Consider the following 17750-nt stretch of genomic DNA (forward strand, 5'->3'; position numbering starts at 1 on the left):
CTGCAAAAATACAGGTATTAAGGCGCCATTGTCCCGGGATAGCGATAAATAAATGAGGTTTCGCAGGTGTTCTAAGCTTCCGGGTTACCATGGAGTAAAATAACTGTACGAATGCAGGCGCATCGTTACCGCGGGAGCTTCACGGATTGCCCCGGATAAATCAGGTTCGGATCGCGGAACCGGTTGATCGCTTGCAGCTGCCGCCACGTCAAGCCGTAGTTCGCGGCGATGCCCGACAGCGTGTCGCCGGGCTTCACGACGTAAACGCCGGAGGCCGACGCAGGCGCCGGCGCGGCGGCGGTCCCGTTCGCTTCGGCGGACGAGGCCGTCTCGAAGCCGAATACCGCAACGGTGCCGGACACTTCATGCGCGACGAGCAGCAGCGGCATCCCGTTCGGGCTGTCTTCGGCGGGAACGAACTTCATCCCTTCCGGCGCCAGATCGCCCCGCGGCTCCTCCGAGCCGAAGTCGCGGGTCGTGAAGTAGCCGTCCGCGCCGGGCTGCTGGGGATTCGTGACGTTCTGCCAGTAGATGCCGCCTGTCCGCTCGAGCCCGACGAAGGCGTACCGTTCGCCGTCGATGACGCCCGTCGCGACCGCTTCCGGCTCCGGCCCCTTGTCGTCGCTCCGATCGTCGAACGCGTTCTCCGTATTGTCTGCGTTGTACAGCGCGCCCCACGACGCGGACTTCGTCTTCGCCGCCGACTCCGAGGCTTCCTTCGTCAATTGTTCGAGGCGGCTGCCGCTGTCGTAGACGCGAGAGACCCGGCCGTCCGCGGACGCTTCCCAGATCGTATAAGAGCGGGCGCCGAAGCTATAGATCGCCTCGTATTTGCCTTCCGCATTCATCGGCGCCGCGATCGTAGTCTTCAATCGGCCGAGCGCGTCTTCGCCGAAAGCATCCGACGCGAAGGCGTATCGCTCGACCATGTCTTCGACGCGCGCCTCTTCCGAATACCCTTCGTAATCGCGGGAGTCGCCCTCGTTCGCCGTCAGCACGTAATGCTTCCCGCCGCTCGAGAATACGTCCATGCCGTCGGGCATGTACATCCCGAGCGCCGGCCAAGGCCGGATCGCCGCGACGTCGTCCTTGTCGGTCGCGTCCAAGCCGCCCTCCTCGGCGTAGTTTTTATACCCGAGGCTGCGCACGGCCGTGAACGTTGCCGAGGCGATGTCGAGAATGCCGAGCGCGTTCGCTTCTTGCAGCGCGACGAAGGCGCTCTTGCCGTCCTCGGCGACCGCGATGTATTCCGGCTCCAGATCTTGCGCGTACGGGACGTCGGCCTTCGCCTTGCGAACGTCGCCGGCGACGATGTCGTCCGCGAAGCGGGCGGTGCGGACATGCTCGGCCGTCAGCCCTTCCACGCCGCCGCGCACGTCGATGACCGAGACGCTGCCTTCCGGGTCGACGCTGTAGTCGTCGTTCGGCTCGCCTTCGTTCGCGACGAGCACGTAGCCGCCGTCCGGGGTGAACGTCAGCATGTCCGGCAGCGCGCCGACTTCGACGAAGCCGAGCAGAGCGCCGTTCGTATCGACGAATACGACGTGTCCGTTCTCCTGCTTCGGATCGTTCGGCACGGCGACGGCGAGGACGCCGCCCTTCGGATGAAGCGCGACGCTCGTAATATCGCCGGCTTGCACCCGCCCGGCGGTGAGCGTCTCGACGGGGAGGCGCTTCACGAGCGGCAGCGCTTCGACGACGCGCGAGCGGTCGCGCAGCGGGGCTAGATCGAAGATGTCGAGCGATTCCTCGGCGCCGTTCACCGCGAAGCCGCGCTGCGTCGCAGGATCGTACGCGACGATCTCCGCGCCGGCTTCGTCCAGCCCGGCGCCGCTGACGTACCGGCCGAGATAATGCGCCTTCAGCTCCGAGGCGGCGGGGACGGACAGGAACGGCTTCGCTTCGGCCGCCGCCGAGGCGCCGGATGCCGCGCCGGACCACCCGGCTGCGGCGACGACGGCGGCGATCGCGCCGGTCGTCCATCGTTGGATCGGCTTTTGCATGAAAATGGACCCCTTCCGTTATCATCAAGGTATATGCCCCCACATCATAATCGCCTCGTGTTAACCGGACATAATGGCAATGTAAACCTCATGTAAAAAAGTAGAAAAATTCGAATGATATAGGACGAACGGCCCCCGACGTATGGGGTATGTCTCTTCTCTCCGGAATCGGGGAAAATGGGTCTAGCGGCAATCGGGCGGAACGAACGTCAATCCGGCGAAATGCCGCATCATTCCAACGGATTTCCTCACGGAATCTGTCAAAAGGTGCAGGATTTTGTCAGTTGATGGAGAATAGTACCGGATAGCGAAAGAAGCGGAGCGAAGGAAACGACCATGGGGAAAAGTAAAACGAAATTCGTCTGCCAAGACTGCGGCACGGAATCGCCGAAGTGGCTCGGCAAGTGCCCCGGCTGCAACGCCTGGAATACGTTCGTCGAGGAGACGGAGACGGTCGTGAAGACGGCCGGGGTCGCCGTGCCGGGCCTCTCCGGCGCGAAGGAGCGGCCGCAGCCGATCACCAAGATCGTCAGCTCGCAGGAGCCCCGGATCGACGCGGGCAGCGGCGAGCTGAACCGCGTGCTCGGGGGCGGCCTCGTGCCGGGGTCGCTCATCCTCGTCGGCGGCGATCCCGGCATCGGCAAGTCGACGCTGCTGCTGCAGACGTCGCATCATCTCGCGCGCGCGGGACAGCGCGTGCTGTACGTGACGGGCGAGGAGTCGGCCCGTCAGATCAAGATGCGCGCCGAGCGGCTCGGCGCGGAAGCCGATTCGCTGTTCGTGCTGTGCGAGACGAATACGGACCACATCTTCGAGGCGCTCGACGACGTGCGGCCGGACATCCTCGTCGTCGACTCGATCCAGACGGTGTATCAGCCGGGCGTCGCGTCGGCGCCGGGCAGCGTGTCCCAGGTGCGGGAATGCACCGGCCTGTTCATGCGCATCGCCAAGCAGCGCGGCGTCGCGACGCTGCTCGTCGGCCACGTGACGAAGGAGGGCGCCATCGCGGGCCCGCGGCTGCTCGAGCACATGGTGGACACCGTGCTGTACTTCGAGGGCGAGCGGCACAATACGTACCGGATGCTGCGCGCGGTGAAGAACCGGTTCGGGTCGACGAACGAAATCGGCATTTTCGAAATGATCGAAAACGGTCTGACCGAGGTCAAGAATCCTTCGGAGCTGTTCCTCTCCGAGCGTCCGCTGGGCGTCGCCGGTTCGACGGTCGTCGCTTCGATGGAGGGGACGCGGCCGGTGCTCGTCGAGCTGCAAGCGCTCGTGTCGTCGACGAACTTCCCGTCCCCGCGCCGCATGGCGACGGGGGTCGACTATAACCGGCTGAACCTGATCATCGCCGTGCTGGAGAAGCGCGTCGGCATGCATCTGCAGACGCAGGACGCGTATCTGAACGTCGCGGGCGGCGTGAAGCTGGACGAGCCGGCGGCCGATCTCGGCATCGCCGTGGCGCTCGCGTCGAGCTTCCGGGACAAGCCGACGCGTCCGGAGGACGTCGTCTTCGGCGAGATCGGCCTGACGGGCGAGGTGCGGGGCGTCTCCCGGGTCGATCAGCGCGTCAACGAGGCGCTCAAGCTCGGCTTCAAGCGCGTCATCGTGCCGGACAAGAGCATGAAGCAGTGGACGCCGCCCCGCGGCATCGAGGTCGTCCCCGTCGGAACGGTGCGGGACGCGCTGAATTTGCTGCTGCCGTAGGGCGGAGGGAACGTTTTCCTAAAAAATACGAAAACGAAGTGCAAACTTCGGTCTTTTTTATATACAATAGTTATTAGAAGTTTCTTCGGAATCGAACGTCCGCATCGTCAGGAGGGTACACATGGTCAAGGAAGAGCATACGCCAGAAATCATGAGCGGACTGCTGCAGCTCGTCGCGCCGGGGACGCCGTTCCGGGAAGGACTCGAGAACGTGCTCCGCGCGAAAACCGGAGGACTTATCGTCTGCGGTTACTCGCCGGAGGTCATGGACCTCGTAGACGGCGGATTTTCCATCAATTGCGATTTCTCGCCGAACTATCTATACGAGCTGGCCAAGATGGACGGCGCTATTATATTAAGCGAGGATTTAAGACGTATTTTATTCGCGAATACGCAGCTCATTCCGGATTCGTCGATCGCTTCGTCGGAGACGGGCATTCGGCACCGGACGGCGGAGCGCGTCGCGAAGCAGACGGGCAAGCTCGTCGTCTCGATTTCGCAGCGGCGGAACGTCATCACGTTATACCAAGGGCAGCTGCGGTATGCGCTCAAGGACATGGGCGTCATTCTGACGAAGGCGAACCAAGCGATCCAAACGTTGGAAAAGTACAAAGCCGTCCTCGACCAAGCGCTGACGAACTTGTCGGCCGCGGAATTCGAGGAGATCGTCACGCTGCACGACGTCACGAACGTCGTGCAGCGCGCCGAGATGGTGCTGCGCATCAAAGCGGAGATCAACCGCTACATCAACGAGCTCGGCAACGAAGGAAGACTCATCTCGATGCAGCTCGAGGAGCTCGTGACCGGCGTGGAGGACGAGACCTACCTGCTGCTGAAGGATTACATGCGCGATCCCGTCGAGGAGAAGCTCCGAGACGCCGTGGCGGGGCTCATGCGCATGACGGACGACGAGCTGCTCGAGGACCATCACGTCGTGCGGATGCTCGGGTATCCGAACACGACGGCGATGATGGAAGAGTCGCTTTCGCCTCGCGGCTTCCGGATGCTCAGCAAGATTCCGCGTCTTCCGACGCTCATTATCGGCAACTTGGTCGAGCAGTTCGGCCAGCTGCCGCACGTGCTTATGGCGACGATCGAGGAACTCGACGAGGTCGACGGCATCGGCGAGGTGCGGGCGCGGACGATCAAGGAAGGGCTGAAGCGGATCCAAGAGCAGGTGCTGGTCGACCGTCATATTTAAGGGAATTTCGCGAAGCTTTGGGTTCGGCGAGCATTTCGGGTATCATAAAGGGCAGAGGTGTGTAGCCGATGGGTTGGAAACAGCTTCCGAACTGGTTTACGGTCGGAAATTTATTTCTAGGGATTCTCGCCATTATCATGGTGTTTAACGAACGGTCCGACATGGCTTCCATCCTCGTCATCATCGCGATGCTGCTCGACGGATTGGACGGCCGCGTCGCCCGAGCGCTGAACGCGCAGAGCGAATTCGGCAAGGAGCTCGATTCGTTGTCCGACGTCATCTCCTTCGGCGTGGCGCCGGCGTTCGTCATGTACGTCGCGGCGTTCCAAGGGCTGCATGAGGCGCTCGGCTGGATCGTGACGGCGTTGTTCCCGATTTGCGGCGCGCTGCGGCTCGCCCGGTTCAACGTCACGGACGGCTTGCCGGGGTACTTCCTGGGCTTGCCGATTCCGGCGGCCGGCGGGGTGCTCTGCACGCTGGCGCTGTTCTCCGATTCGATTCCGATCTGGGTCATGGTGCTGTCGTCGCTCGCATTGTCGTTCCTCATGGTCAGCACGGTGAAATATCCGAGCTTCAAGAAGCTCGCTTTATCCAAGAAGGCTATCTGGATCACGCCGATCATCATTATCGGCGCGGCGTCGGTGGCGGTGCTGTACCCGGGTTGGGCGTCGAAGCTGCTGTTTATCCCGCTGCTGCTGTACGCGCTGTTCGGCCTCCGGAAGAACGTGGAGGTGATCGCCCGCGCGGCGGGCCGCCGCGTGCGGAACGTCCGGGTGCCGGGGGTGCGGGCGCGCGGCGCGGGCGGGCAGAAGCCGCTGCTCGCGCGGCGGGGCTGGAAGCTGCGCAGAGGCGGGCCGAAGGGCGGGCCCGACGCGAAGGACGAAGCGTCTCCGCCGCCAGGACGGAAAAGCAAATAGGTTGTAGAGGGAATCCGCTCTCGGATTCGCGTGCGAACGCGACCGGGGGCGATTTTTTTTGCGTTGCGGGCGAAAGCGAGAAGCGGCGTCGGAAGTTGTTCAAAAATGGAGCAGTTGCCCAGGCGATAAGCGCGAGATGGAGACGGCTTGCGTGCGACTCGAATCGGTAGAAGTTTTTCGCCGACCCGAGATTAACCTTCCAAAAAGTGGACCATACTTCTAAGGACACCATTAAGGAGGTGAGCACGTGATGTGGACCAACACATTTCGCTCAGTATTTACGGTTTTCGGGGGTTTCCTCGGCTATCAAATTTCGGCGGCGTTTCAGCACGACATGCTGGGGTATCTCGTTCCCGGCGTTGCGTTCGGCTCGATCGAAGGCCAGAGCTACGGCTTGGCGGGCGCGTTTGCTATTCTTTTCTATTTCGGCTACTCATGGATCGCTCGGATCGGGAATCGCGCATTAGCGAAGGCGGAGGAGCGGCTGTACGGCTTGCCGGCGGCGGACGCGGCCGCAGGCATCGTCGGGCTCGTCGTCGGGCTCGTCGTCGCGGCGCTGCTCTACCCGGCGTTCCGCGCGTTCGGCGCGGCCGCGCCGTGGCTCGCGGTGCTGGCGACGCTGGCGCTCGGCGCGCTCGGCGCGCGGTTCGCCGTCGCGAAGCGCCCCGACGTCCTCGGCTGGATCGACGCGGCTCGCACGCCGGTCGTCAAGGAAGAGCCGAAGCGCATCTACGAGCATAAGATTCTCGACACGAGCGTCATCATCGACGGGCGCATCGCGGACATCTGCAAGACCGGCTTCCTGGAAGGCACCCTCGTCATTCCGGAATTCGTGCTCGAGGAGTTGCAGCATATCGCGGATTCGTCCGACCTGCTCAAGCGCAATCGGGGGCGCCGCGGCCTCGACATCCTGAACAAGATTCAGAAGGAATTGGACGTGAAGGTGCTCATTTACGAAGGCGACTACGACGAAATTTCCGAGGTCGACAGCAAGCTCGTGAAGCTCGCGAAGGCGCTGCACGGCAAGGTCGTCACGAACGACTTCAACCTGAACAAGGTGTGCGAGCTGCAAGGCGTGGCAGTGCTGAACATCAACGATCTCGCCAACGCCGTGAAGCCGGTCGTGCTGCCGGGCGAGGAAATCATGGTGCAGGTGATCAAGGACGGCAAGGAGCACGGGCAAGGCGTCGCGTACCTCGACGACGGCACGATGATCGTCGTGGAAGGCGGGCGCGATTACATCGGCTCGCATCTCGAGGTGCTGGTGACGAGCGTGCTGCAGACGTCGGCGGGACGCATGATTTTCGCGAAACCGAAGCAGTTGGAAAAGGCCGCGCAATAACCGCCCCGTCCCCCGCTCGAAATCGATCCGCCGCTTATGGTAAGATAGACGGAAAATAGCGGCTGGGGGTCAGGCGACGTGGCGACAGCAGGTGCCGTCATCGTGTCCGCGGGCGTAGGGAAACGAATGAACGCGGCGATTAGCAAACAATACATACCGGTCGGCGGGAAGCCGATCGTCGTCCACGCCCTCGAGGCGTTCGAGCGGACCGCGTCGGTGGACGCGGTCGCGCTCGTCGTCGGCGCGGGCGACGAAGCATACGGGCGGGAGCTGGTCGAGACGTACGGCCTCCGCAAGGTCGTCGCCGTCGTCTCGGGCGGCGCGGAGCGTCAGCATTCGGTGCGGCGCGGCGTCGAGGCGCTGCTCGAGCGGCGGCCGGAGACGGAATGGGCGCTCGTGCACGACGGGGCCCGACCGCTCGTGACGCCGGACGTCGTCGAGCGCTGTCTCGCGGCGGCGGCGGAGACGGGCGCGTCCGTGCCCGGCGTACCGGTGAAGGATACGATCAAGATCGCGGACGCGAACGGCCTCGTGGCCGGGACGCCGGAGCGGAGCAGCTTGTGGGCGGTGCAAACCCCACAAGCTTTTCGCGTTGATTTGCTGCTCGAAGCGCATCGGCGCGCGGCGGTGGACGGCTTCCTCGGTACGGACGACGCGATGCTCGTGGAGCGGCTCGGCGTCCGCGTGAAGATCGCCGAGGGCGATTACCGCAACGCGAAGGTGACGACGCCGGACGATCTGGAGCTTGTGGAGCGGCTGCTCGGCGAGCGGAATCGGGAACCCGCGGATTCGGCGGAGAACGGTCGCGCGATGGGAGATAATGGGGGGAAACCGATGATACGAGTAGGGCAAGGGTTCGACGTACATGCGTTCGCGGAAGGACGCAAGTGCATAATCGGCGGCGTGGACATTCCGTTCGAGAAGGGGCTGCTCGGCCATTCCGACGCCGACGTGCTGCTGCACGCGGTCGCGGACGCGGTGCTCGGGGCGATGGGGCTGGGCGACATCGGGAAACATTTTCCGGATACGGATCCTGCCTTCAAGGACGCGGACAGCGTGAAGCTGCTGGAGCATGTCTGGGGCTTGGCGAAGGAGCGCGGATACGCGCTCGGGAACGCGGACTGCACGGTCATCGCGCAGCGGCCGAAGATGGCGCCGCACATCGAGAGCATGGTCGCGAACATCGCGCGCGCGCTGGGCGCCGAGCCGTCGCAGGTGAACGTGAAGGCGACGACGTCGGAGCGGCTCGGCTTCACGGGGCGGGAAGAAGGCATCGCGGCGATGGCGACCGTATGCTTGACGAAGCTTCCGTAAGCGGTATGATAGGGAAATAAATACTTCTTCTTATTCGCGGAAAGGCGTGACCTGAACTATGACTGGCAACGGAACGGTACGCACGCGTTACGCGCCCAGCCCGACGGGGCATCTCCATATCGGCGGCGCGCGAACGGCATTATTCAGTTACTTGTACGCTCGGAACAAGGGCGGCGAGTTCATGATCCGCATCGAGGATACGGATCAGACGCGGCACGTCGAGACGGGCGTCGACAGCCAGCTGAACGGGCTGAAGTGGCTCGGTCTCGATTGGAACGAGAGCGTGGACGTCGGCGGTCCGTACGGCCCTTATCGCCAGCTCGAGCGTCTTGATATTTATAAAGAGTACGCGGACAAGCTGATCGCCGGCGGGCATGCGTACTATTGCTATTGCTCCGAGGCGGAGCTGGACGCGGAGCGGGAAGCGCAGGAAGCGCGCGGCGAGATGCCGCGGTACGGCGGCCGCTGCCGCTCGCTGACGGCGGAGCAGGCCGAGGCGTTCCGCGCCGAAGGGCGCAAGCCGACGATTCGCTTCCGCGTGCCGGCGGACGCGACGTACGCCTTCGAGGACGAGGTGCGCGGCCAGGTCGAATTCCAATCGAACGATATCGGCGATTGGATCATGGTGCGTCCGGACGGCATCCCGACGTACAACTACGCGGTCGTCGTCGACGACCACCTGATGCGGATCACCCACGTCGTGCGCGGCGAGGAGCATCTCTCCAATACGCCTCGCCAGCTGATGGTGTATCACGCGATCGGCGCGGAACCGCCGAAGTTCGGCCATCTGCCGCTCATCTTGAACCAAGACCGGAAGAAGATGAGCAAGCGCGACGAGTCGATCCTTCAATTCATCGAGCAATATCGCGAGCTCGGCTACTTGCCGGAAGCGATCATGAACTTTATCGTGCTGCTCGGCTGGTCGCCGGGCGGAGAGCAGGAGATCTTCTCGAAGGAAGAGCTGATCGCGCAGTTCGGGTTGGATCGCATCTCGAAGAGCGGCGCCGTGTTCGACACGGAGAAGCTGAACTGGATGAACAACCACTACTTGCGCGCGGCCGACTTGGACCGCGTCGTCGATCTGGCGATTCCGCATCTCGCGCGCGCCGGACGCATCCCGGCCGAGCTCGACGCTTCGGGCCGCGAATGGGTGACCGCGCTGGTGGCGTTGTACTTGGAACAGCTTCGCTATGCCGCGGAGATCGTCGACTTGACGCCGATGTTTTTCGAGGAGCGTCCTTCCGTCGAGGAAGAGGCGGCGGCCGTGCTCGCGGAGGAACAGGTGCCGACGGTGGTGCGCGCGTTCGCGGAGCAGGTGAAGGCGATCCCGGACGAAGCGTATTCGGCCGACGCCATCAAAGCGGCGCTGAAGGCCGTGCAGACGGAAACCGGCTTCAAGGGCAAGCAATTGTTCATGCCGATTCGCGCGGCGCTCACGGGGCAGACGCACGGCCGCGACCTCAATCAGACGTTGTGGCTGCTCGGCAAGGAGAAGGTGCTGGCGCGTCTGCAGGAACGGATGTAGGCGCTCGCTCGTCCGGGGTTGTCAAACCGTCGGACTGTAGCTATACTGGTTGGTAACATATGCAAGAGGCAACGAGCAGGAGAAGTACGTTGGAACGCGGTTCCCCAGAGAGGACGGTCTCGCTGAAATCCGTCCGAATCGCCCCGACCGAATTGCGCCTGTGAGCCGACCGCCGAACCGTATCCTCGGTAGGCGCGTCCGGGTGGTCCCCGTTACGAACCGACGAAAGCGGGACGACGCGCGCACAAGACGTAAAGCGCGGCGGCGGCCCGAAGCAGAGTGGAACCGCGTTGCGATCGAGACGCCTCTGCAGCCGAACGACGGCTGCGGGGGCTTTTTTTATTGAACGATGACAGAGAGGGGGATGAACGCGCATGGGGAACCGCAGAAGCTGGCTCGCGGCGATGCGCTCCGACATCGAGGCCGTCTTCGATAACGACCCGGCGGCCCGAAGCGTGCTGGAGGTCGTCTTGACCTACTCCGGGGTGCACGCCATCTGGGCGCATCGCGTCGCGCACGCGTTGTACCGCCGCCGATGGTACGGACTCGCGCGGATCGTCTCGCAGGCGAGCCGCTTCATGACCGGCATCGAAATCCACCCCGGCGCCCGGATCGGCGAGCGGCTGTTCATCGACCACGGCATGGGGGTCGTCATCGGCGAGACGTGCGAGATCGGCGACGACGTGGTGCTGTACCAGGGCGTCACCCTCGGCGGCACCGGCAAGGAGAAGGGCAAGCGCCACCCGACGATCGGCAGCAACGTCGTCGTCGCCTCGGGCGCGAAGGTGCTCGGCTCGTTCACCGTCGGCGAAAATTCTCGCATCGGCGCGAACGCGGTCGTGCTGCACGAGGTGCCTCCCGACAGCACCGTCGTCGGCATTCCCGGTCGCGTCGTCCGGCGCAACGGTCAGAAGGTCACGAACAAGCTGGACCACGGCAACATTCCGGACCCGATCCTGGAGCTGCATCGGCAGCTGTCCGCCGAGGTGGCGGAGCTGAGAGACGAAGTCGGACGGCTTCGGGAGGAGCTGGCTCGGGAGAGGGGCGAGCGCCGCGAAGGCGGCGGCGCGTCGAAGCCGGAACAGCCGGAGCCCGAACATGCTTGAACCACTCGAACGAAGCGAGATAACGAAGGAGCAATGAGAATCATGACGAAATCGACGATCGAACCGAAGATTTATATCTACGATACGATGGCGCGCAGGAAAGAGCTTTTCGAACCGCTCGTCCCCGGGCGCGTGACGATGTACGTTTGCGGGCCGACGGTATACGATTTGATCCATATCGGGAACGCGCGGCCGCTTATCTTTTTCGATGTGGTCCGCCGGTATTTGCAGCAATTCTATGAAGTGACGTACGCGGTCAACTTCACGGACGTCGACGACAAGCTCATCCGCCGCGCGGAAGAGACGGGCCGCGCCGTGCCGGAGCTCGCCGAGCAAAATATCGCCGACTTCCTGACGGACGCGGGGTCGTTGAGGGTTCCGCCGGCGACGATTCATCCGCGCGTGACGGAGAACATGCCGGAGATCATCGACTTCATCGCCGATCTCGTCCGGCGCGGCTTCGCCTACGAGAACGGGGGCGACGTCTACTTCCGTACGTCGAGCTTCCCGGGCTACGGCAAGCTGTCGCACCAAAATCTCGAAGAGCTGCAGTTCGGCAGCCGGATCGCGGTCGACGAGCGGAAGGAATCCCCGCTCGATTTCGTCCTGTGGAAAGCGGCGAAGCCGGGCGAGATCAGCTGGGCGTCTCCGTGGGGCGAAGGCCGCCCGGGCTGGCATATCGAATGCTCGGCGATGGCGCGGAAGTATCTCGGCAATACGATCGACATTCACGGCGGCGGCATGGACCTGACGTTCCCGCATCACGAATGCGAGATCGCGCAATCCGAGGCGGCTACGGGCAAGCCGTTCGCCCGCTACTGGATGCATAACGCGTTCCTGAACCTGAATAACGAGAAGATGTCGAAGTCGCTCGGCAACGTCGTCAACGCGCGCGAGCTGGCGGCCCGGCATAAGCCGGAGACGATCCGCTTCCTGATGCTGTCCACGCACTACCGTAACCCGCTCAACTTTACGGACGAGGGGCTGGAGCAGGCGAAGGGCGGCCTCGAGCGCATCGAGAACTGCCGAACGAACCTGAAGCATCTGTTGAAGAGCGCGCCGGAAGACGGGGCCGAGGCCGGCGCCGAGTCGGCGCAGCGGCTTGCGGCCATCCGCGGGACGTTCCACGCGAAGATGAGCGACGACTTCAATACGCCGGACGCGATCACGGCCGTCTTCGAGTTGGTCGCGGAGGCGAACGCGGCGATGGCGGCGGGAACGCCGAGCGCGGCGACGCTTCGCGGCATCGAGGAGCTCTTTCAAGAAATGGACGCGATTCTGGGCATACTGACGGAAGCGGGCGAAGACGAGCTGCTCGACGAAGACATCGAGCGTCTCATCGTTGAGCGCACGGAAGCGCGCAAGGCGCGCAACTTCGCGCGCGCGGACGAAATTCGCGACATGTTGTCGGCGCTCGGCATCGTGCTCGAGGATACGCCGCAAGGCATTCGATGGAAGCGAAAGTAGGGTAGGCGCCCATGGCGAACGTCGATTTGACGGGTTTTCAATTTTTCGCGCCGGCGGAAGCTCCGAACCACGTGAGCCCGCTGGCGCTCGCATACTTAGGGGACGCCGTGTACGACATGTACGTGCGGCAGTATGTGCTGTCGCGCCCGAGCCGGCGGCCGAATCAGCTGCACCGGGAGACGGCGGGCTTCGTCTCGGCGAAGGCGCAGGCGAAGGCGGTGCGCCTCATCGAGCCGGAGTTGTCCGAGGAGGAGCGGGACATGCTCCGCCGCGGGCGGAACGCGAAGTCGCACGCCGCCCCGAAAAATACGGACGTGCTCGACTACCGGCACAGTACGGGATTCGAGTGTTTGATCGGGTATTTATATTTATGTCGGCGTTACGATCGGCTGGAGCGGCTGATGCGGGTTTCCGTCGGGCTGGAATCGCCGATCGCGCCGCCTGCCGAGGCCGAGAACGAGGAGAAGGGGTTAACGCATGAGTGAAGAAGTGGTAGCCGGGCGCCATCCGGTGCTGGAAGCGGTCCGGTCCGGTCGAACGATCCATAAGATCCTATATAGCGCGGATTCGCAGGGGATCGGTCCGGTGCTCGCGGAGGCGCGGGCCGCCGGCATCGTGACGCAGCAGGTCGATAAGCGCAAGCTCGATCAGTCCGCCGTCGGCGTTCGCCATCAAGGCATCGTAGCCATGGTCGCGGAGCGCGCGTACGCGGAGTTGGACGACTTGTTCACGGCCGCCGAGGCGTCCGGGGAGCCGCCGCTGTTCGTGCTGCTCGACGAGATCGAGGATCCGCACAATCTCGGATCGATTATGCGAACGGTCGACTGCGCGGGCGCGCACGGCGTCATCGTGCCGAAGCGCCGTTCGGCGGGGCTGACGGCGACCGTCGCCAAGACGTCGGCCGGCGCGATCGAGCACGTGCCGGTCGTGCGGGTGACGAACCTCGCGCAGACGATCGACGAGCTGAAGGAACGCGGCGTCTGGATCGCCGGCGCGGACGGTTCGGCGCCGCAGGACGTGTACGCCGCCGACATGAAAATTCCGCTCGGCATCGTCATCGGCAACGAGGGCCACGGGCTCGGCCGCCTGGTGCGGGAGCGCTGCGATTTCCTCGTGAAGGTGCCGATGTTCGGACGGATCAATTCGCTCAACGCATCGGTAGCCGCTTCGCTCTTGTTGTACGAAGCGGTGCGTCAACGCCGGGCCGCGGCTCCTGCGGCGGCGGGACGCGGGAAGAATGGATGACGTCCTCATCGTCGACGGGTATAACGTCATCGGTGCGTGGCCGCATCTGCGCGATTTGCGCGAGCGCAATTTGGACGAGGCCCGGGATCTCCTGATCGAGGCGATCGCCGACTATCAAGGATATTCCGGGATGAAATGCATCATCGTATTCGACGCCTATAATGTTCCCGGCTTGGGACGCCAATACAACCTGCGCAAGGTAGAGGTCTATTATACCAAGGAGAAGGAAACCGCCGACGAATGCATCGAACGGCTCGTGAAGCAGCTGGCGCGCCGGCGGCGGCAAATATACGTGGCGACGTCCGACTTTACGGAGCAGAACGTCGCCTTCGGGAGCGGCGCGCTGCGGCTGTCGGCGCGCGAGCTGCTCGTGAAGGTGCGCCAAAGTCAGCGGGAGGTCGCCGAACGCGTGCAGGAGAAGCCTATGTCGCAGCGTAACACGTTCGACAAACATCTGAGCGGCGACCTTCGGGACCTGTTCGAGAAATGGCGGAAAGGCCAGTAAAATAAAGGGTTCTCGGGATTTGGAAGGTTGACGGTTCTTTAAAGCATCAGTTATACTTGTCTTATCTTTTGAGCGGTATCGTCAAGGCTGCTCCAAGCAGGCCGGAGGGATAGCAGTGAGCGTCGACTTCAGAGCGTCAATCAAGTCCGAGTACGAACTTATACCCGACGAAGATGTGGTCGAAGCGGTCCGAGCCGGCAGCAGCGAGGCGTTGGAGCACTTAATCAACAAGTATCGCAACTTCGTTCGCGCCAAGGCGCGATCTTACTTTTTGATCGGGGCCGACCGGGAAGACATCGTCCAGGAAGGCATGATCGGGTTGTACAAGTCCATTCGCGATTTCCGCGGGGACAAGCTGGCGTCGTTCAAGGCGTTCGCCGAGCTGTGCATCACCCGTCAGATCATCACCGCGATTAAGACCGCTACGCGCCAGAAGCATATTCCGTTGAATTCCTACGTCTCTTTGGACAAGCCCATTTACGACGAGGATTCCGATCGGACGCTGCTCGACGTCATCTGCGGCTCGAAGATGTCGGACCCGGAAGAGCTCATCATCAATCAAGAAGAGTTCAGCGGGCTGGAAGACAAGATGGGCGAAATATTAAGCGATCTGGAACGCCGGGTGTTGATGCTATATCTCGACGGGCGGTCGTATCAAGAGATCGCGGTCGACTTGGATCGACACGTGAAATCGATCGATAACGCGCTGCAGCGAGTGAAGCGCAAACTCGAGCGCTATTTGGAAGTGCGCAATATCAGCTACTGAAAGCGGACCCATGGGCGGGAATCGTCCGAGGTCCGTTTTTTCTTCGGTTTAACCTGCGTAATTATTGCCAATACTGAACACTATTCGCGGATCGCGGGCGAAGCCCGGAAAGTCTTGTATGTCAACACTTTTCTTGACACGGCATACCCCCTGTGATAAAGTAGTTCAGGTAGCCCAAAAATATGCTGCTTTTTTTTGTTTGGACCTTTTCGCAGGAAGGGTTCGAAAATATCACGCTTCTGTTTAGAAGGCTAGTCCAGGAGGTGTCCACATGCGGGTAATCGTTACATTGGCTTGCACAAGCTGCAAACAGCGGAATTACACGACGAGCAAGAACAAGCGCTCTCATCCGGACCGCATCGAGCTGAAGAAATTCTGCCCGTACTGCAATTCCCATACGGCCCATCGCGAAACGCGGTAATTTCTGGAGGTGCTGTTGTGCTAGCTCGTTTGAAGCAAAGCTTCGGATCGACATTCTCGTTCTTCGGTGAGGCTTGGGCCGAGCTGAAGAAAGTGAAATGGCCGAGCCGAAAGGAATTGATCAGCTACACGCTCGTCGTCCTGTTCTGCTGCATCTTCGTGACGGTCTATTTCTACGTTTTGGACTTCGGGATTTCCAACGTAATCCGCGCGATTTTGGAATAACAAATCGATTCCGGTGGTGACCCGAAGATGATGGAGAAAACCGCTCCGAATATGGAGAAGAGATGGTACGTCGTTCACACGTACTCCGGGTATGAGAACAAGGTGAAAGCCAACCTGGAGAAACGCGTCGAATCGATGGAAATGCAGGACAAAATTTTCCGCGTGCTCGTTCCGACGGAAGAAGAAGTAGTTACGAAGGACGGCAAACGGAAGACGGTGACGCGCAAGGTGTACCCGGGATACGTCATGGTGGAGATGATCCAGACGGACGATTCTTGGTACGTTGTGCGAAACACTCCTGGAGTGACGGGGTTCGTCGGCTCTACCGGTTCCGGCTCGAAGCCGATACCGTTAATGCCTGAAGAGGCGGAAGCGATATTAAAGCATATGGGCATGGAAGAGGCGCCGCGCGAGACGCACGATTTCGAATTGAAAGAGTCGGTCCGCGTGAAAGTGGGTCCGTTCGCGAACTTTGTCGGTTCGATCGAAGAGATTCTTACGGACAAAGGCAAGCTGAAGGTCCACGTCAACATGTTCGGTAGAGAAACGCCGCTTGAGCTCGACTACACTCAGGTGGAGAAGATTTAATAGACGACACTCCTGGCGGCGTTGACGTCGCTTGTGGGAGAGTTTCGCGGCCCGTTTCGCCGCGCCCGTCGGGACGGCGAGTCGCCCATCGACGGTGCGGGGATCACTCTGGCGAGGAGGTGTAACAACAATGGCAAAAAAGGTCATCAAGATGGTCAAACTGCAGGTTCCTGCAGGGAAAGCGAATCCGGCTCCGCCGATCGGTCCGGCCCTCGGTCAAGCAGGCGTTAACATCATGGCGTTCTGTAAGGAGTTCAACGCTCGTACGGCCGATCAAGCGGGCTTGATCATTCCGGTCGTCATCACCGTATTCGAAGATCGTTCCTTCACCTTCGAAACCAAGACGCCGCCGGCAGCGGTATTGCTCCGCGTCGCCGCTGGCATCGAGAAGGGTTCGGGCGAACCGAACAAGAAGAAGGTCGCTACGGTAAAGCGCGCGAAGGTGCGCGAAATCGCCGAGCAGAAGATGCCTGACCTCAACGCAGCGTCCGTGGAATCGGCGATGCTGATGGTGGAAGGTACGGCTCGCAGCATGGGAATCGTGGTCGAAGACTAATCGATTCCGCCAAACAGTGGGAGGACATTCCGCTAATACCACTAAGGAGGAAAACCAATGCCAGGCAAGAAATATCAAGAAGCCGCGAAGTTGATCGACAAGGAGACGGTGTACGAACCGGCTCAAGCGATCGAACTCGTGAAGCAAACCGCGAAAGCGAAATTCGACGAAACCGTCGAAGTCGCCGTTCGTCTCGGCGTCGACCCGAGAAAGCAAGACCAAGCCGTTCGCGGCGTCGTCGTGCTCCCGCACGGCACTGGTAAGACGAAGCGCGTCCTCGTATTCGCCAAGGGCGACAAGGCGAGAGAAGCGGAAGCGGCTGGCGCCGATTTCGTCGGCGATCAAGACATGATCAACCGAATCCAGCAAGGCTGGTTCGACTTCGACGTCTGCGTAGCTACGCCGGACATGATGAGCGAAGTCGGTAAGCTCGGCCGGATCCTCGGCGGTAAAGGTCTTATGCCGAACCCGAAAGCGGGCACCGTTACGTTCGACGTAACGAAAGCCGTGCAAGAAATCAAAGCAGGTAAAATCGAGTATCGCCTCGACAAAGCCGGACAAATTCACGCGCCGATCGGCAAAGCATCGTTCGATGCCGACAAGCTCGTCGAAAACCTCCGTTCGCTTGTAGACGCGTTGAACCGTGCGAAGCCTGCATCCGCTAAAGGCGTATATTTGAAGAGCATCGCCGTTTCGTCCACGATGGGCCCGAGCGCTCGCGTGAACGCAGCAACGTACCGCTAATCGAATCGCCGCGCAAGCGGAACGGGACTCACTTCCCGGTCATTCTAAACTTGAATAAACCAACCGTAGACAGCAGGCGCCGCTTCGGCGGCTTAATCCCCTGCCGAGGTGTTATGATA

18 protein-coding genes, 1 pseudogene and 1 other annotated feature (1 of these 20 cut by a window edge) are annotated in these 17750 nt (G+C 61.8%); of the genes and pseudogenes, 18 read left to right on the forward strand and 1 reads right to left on the reverse strand.

What is annotated here, in order from left to right; translation table 11 throughout:
- Nucleotides 1–125 precede the first annotated feature (125 nt).
- Nucleotides 126–2003, reverse strand: coding sequence for a choice-of-anchor I family protein (locus RIN49_RS19270; protein ID WP_309121783.1), 1878 nt, complete (start codon nt 2001–2003; stop codon nt 126–128).
- A 336-nt stretch (nt 2004–2339) separates the two neighbouring features.
- On the opposite strand from RIN49_RS19270, the gene radA reads away from it, so the two are divergent.
- The 18 genes and pseudogenes from radA to rplA all read left to right on the forward strand — a co-directional run bounded on the left by radA (nt 2340) and on the right by rplA (nt 17631).
- Nucleotides 2340–3710, forward strand: a complete 1371-nt coding sequence (gene radA, locus RIN49_RS19275; RefSeq protein WP_138198095.1) for a DNA repair protein RadA — start codon at nt 2340–2342, stop codon at nt 3708–3710.
- A 121-nt stretch (nt 3711–3831) separates the two neighbouring features.
- The gene (gene disA, locus RIN49_RS19280; RefSeq protein WP_138198094.1) at nt 3832–4911 is read left to right on the forward strand and encodes a DNA integrity scanning diadenylate cyclase DisA; all 1080 of its coding nucleotides are present in this window, start codon (nt 3832–3834) and stop codon (nt 4909–4911) included.
- Between the two features lie 68 nt (nt 4912–4979).
- On the forward strand, nt 4980–5828 hold the full coding sequence (gene pssA / locus RIN49_RS19285; protein WP_309121784.1) for a CDP-diacylglycerol--serine O-phosphatidyltransferase: 849 nt from the start codon (nt 4980–4982) through the stop codon (nt 5826–5828).
- A gap of 250 nt (nt 5829–6078) precedes the next feature.
- Complete coding sequence (locus RIN49_RS19290; protein ID WP_238392722.1) at nt 6079–7170, forward strand: PIN/TRAM domain-containing protein; 1092 nt, start codon at nt 6079–6081, stop codon at nt 7168–7170.
- Nucleotides 7171–7272: 102 nt separating this feature from the next.
- Nucleotides 7273–7920, forward strand: a pseudogene (gene ispD, locus RIN49_RS19295) (2-C-methyl-D-erythritol 4-phosphate cytidylyltransferase); the annotation flags it as partial.
- Nucleotides 7921–8004: 84 nt separating this feature from the next.
- Nucleotides 8005–8484, forward strand: coding sequence for a 2-C-methyl-D-erythritol 2,4-cyclodiphosphate synthase (gene ispF, locus RIN49_RS19300; RefSeq protein ID WP_309121799.1), 480 nt, complete (start codon nt 8005–8007; stop codon nt 8482–8484).
- Nucleotides 8485–8542: 58 nt separating this feature from the next.
- Nucleotides 8543–10009 (forward strand): glutamate--tRNA ligase, encoded by a 1467-nt coding sequence (gene gltX / locus RIN49_RS19305; RefSeq protein WP_309121785.1) that lies wholly within the window; start codon nt 8543–8545, stop codon nt 10007–10009.
- 374 nt (nt 10010–10383) lie between these two features.
- A complete protein-coding gene (epsC, locus tag RIN49_RS19310; protein ID WP_309121786.1) occupies nt 10384–11115 on the forward strand; it encodes a serine O-acetyltransferase EpsC in 732 nt (243 codons plus the stop codon).
- Nucleotides 11116–11157: 42 nt separating this feature from the next.
- Complete coding sequence (cysS, locus tag RIN49_RS19315) at nt 11158–12582, forward strand: cysteine--tRNA ligase (RefSeq protein WP_309121787.1); 1425 nt, start codon at nt 11158–11160, stop codon at nt 12580–12582.
- An 11-nt stretch (nt 12583–12593) separates the two neighbouring features.
- The gene (locus RIN49_RS19320; protein ID WP_309121788.1) at nt 12594–13067 is read left to right on the forward strand and encodes a Mini-ribonuclease 3; all 474 of its coding nucleotides are present in this window, start codon (nt 12594–12596) and stop codon (nt 13065–13067) included.
- Entirely contained in the window at nt 13060–13827 is a 768-nt protein-coding gene (gene rlmB / locus RIN49_RS19325; protein WP_309121789.1) for a 23S rRNA (guanosine(2251)-2'-O)-methyltransferase RlmB, read from the forward strand. The genes RIN49_RS19320 and rlmB overlap by 8 nt, the downstream gene beginning before the upstream one ends.
- Entirely contained in the window at nt 13820–14332 is a 513-nt protein-coding gene (locus RIN49_RS19330; protein WP_309121790.1) for an NYN domain-containing protein, read from the forward strand. Before rlmB ends, RIN49_RS19330 begins: the two co-directional genes overlap by 8 nt.
- Nucleotides 14333–14447: 115 nt before the next feature.
- Nucleotides 14448–15098: an RNA polymerase sporulation sigma factor SigH gene (gene sigH, locus RIN49_RS19335; protein ID WP_138198085.1), complete on the forward strand. Its 651-nt coding sequence runs from the start codon at nt 14448–14450 to the stop codon at nt 15096–15098.
- A gap of 271 nt (nt 15099–15369) precedes the next feature.
- On the forward strand, nt 15370–15519 hold the full coding sequence (gene rpmG / locus RIN49_RS19340; protein ID WP_138198084.1) for a 50S ribosomal protein L33: 150 nt from the start codon (nt 15370–15372) through the stop codon (nt 15517–15519).
- A 17-nt stretch (nt 15520–15536) separates the two neighbouring features.
- Nucleotides 15537–15743: a preprotein translocase subunit SecE gene (secE, locus tag RIN49_RS19345; RefSeq protein ID WP_238392721.1), complete on the forward strand. Its 207-nt coding sequence runs from the start codon at nt 15537–15539 to the stop codon at nt 15741–15743.
- 51 nt (nt 15744–15794) lie between these two features.
- Nucleotides 15795–16331 (forward strand): transcription termination/antitermination protein NusG, encoded by a 537-nt coding sequence (nusG, locus tag RIN49_RS19350; protein ID WP_138198107.1) that lies wholly within the window; start codon nt 15795–15797, stop codon nt 16329–16331.
- Nucleotides 16332–16461: 130 nt separating this feature from the next.
- Nucleotides 16462–16887 (forward strand): 50S ribosomal protein L11, encoded by a 426-nt coding sequence (gene rplK / locus RIN49_RS19355; RefSeq protein WP_309121791.1) that lies wholly within the window; start codon nt 16462–16464, stop codon nt 16885–16887.
- Nucleotides 16888–16944: 57 nt separating this feature from the next.
- Entirely contained in the window at nt 16945–17631 is a 687-nt protein-coding gene (gene rplA, locus RIN49_RS19360) for a 50S ribosomal protein L1 (protein WP_309121792.1), read from the forward strand.
- 45 nt (nt 17632–17676) lie between these two features.
- Nucleotides 17677–17750 (forward strand) — a sequence feature (ribosomal protein L10 leader region); it runs 95 nt beyond the window's last position.

The organism is Paenibacillus sp., assembly GCF_031177825.1.
Classification (GTDB): Bacteria; Bacillota; Bacilli; order Paenibacillales; family YIM-B00363; genus Paenibacillus_AE.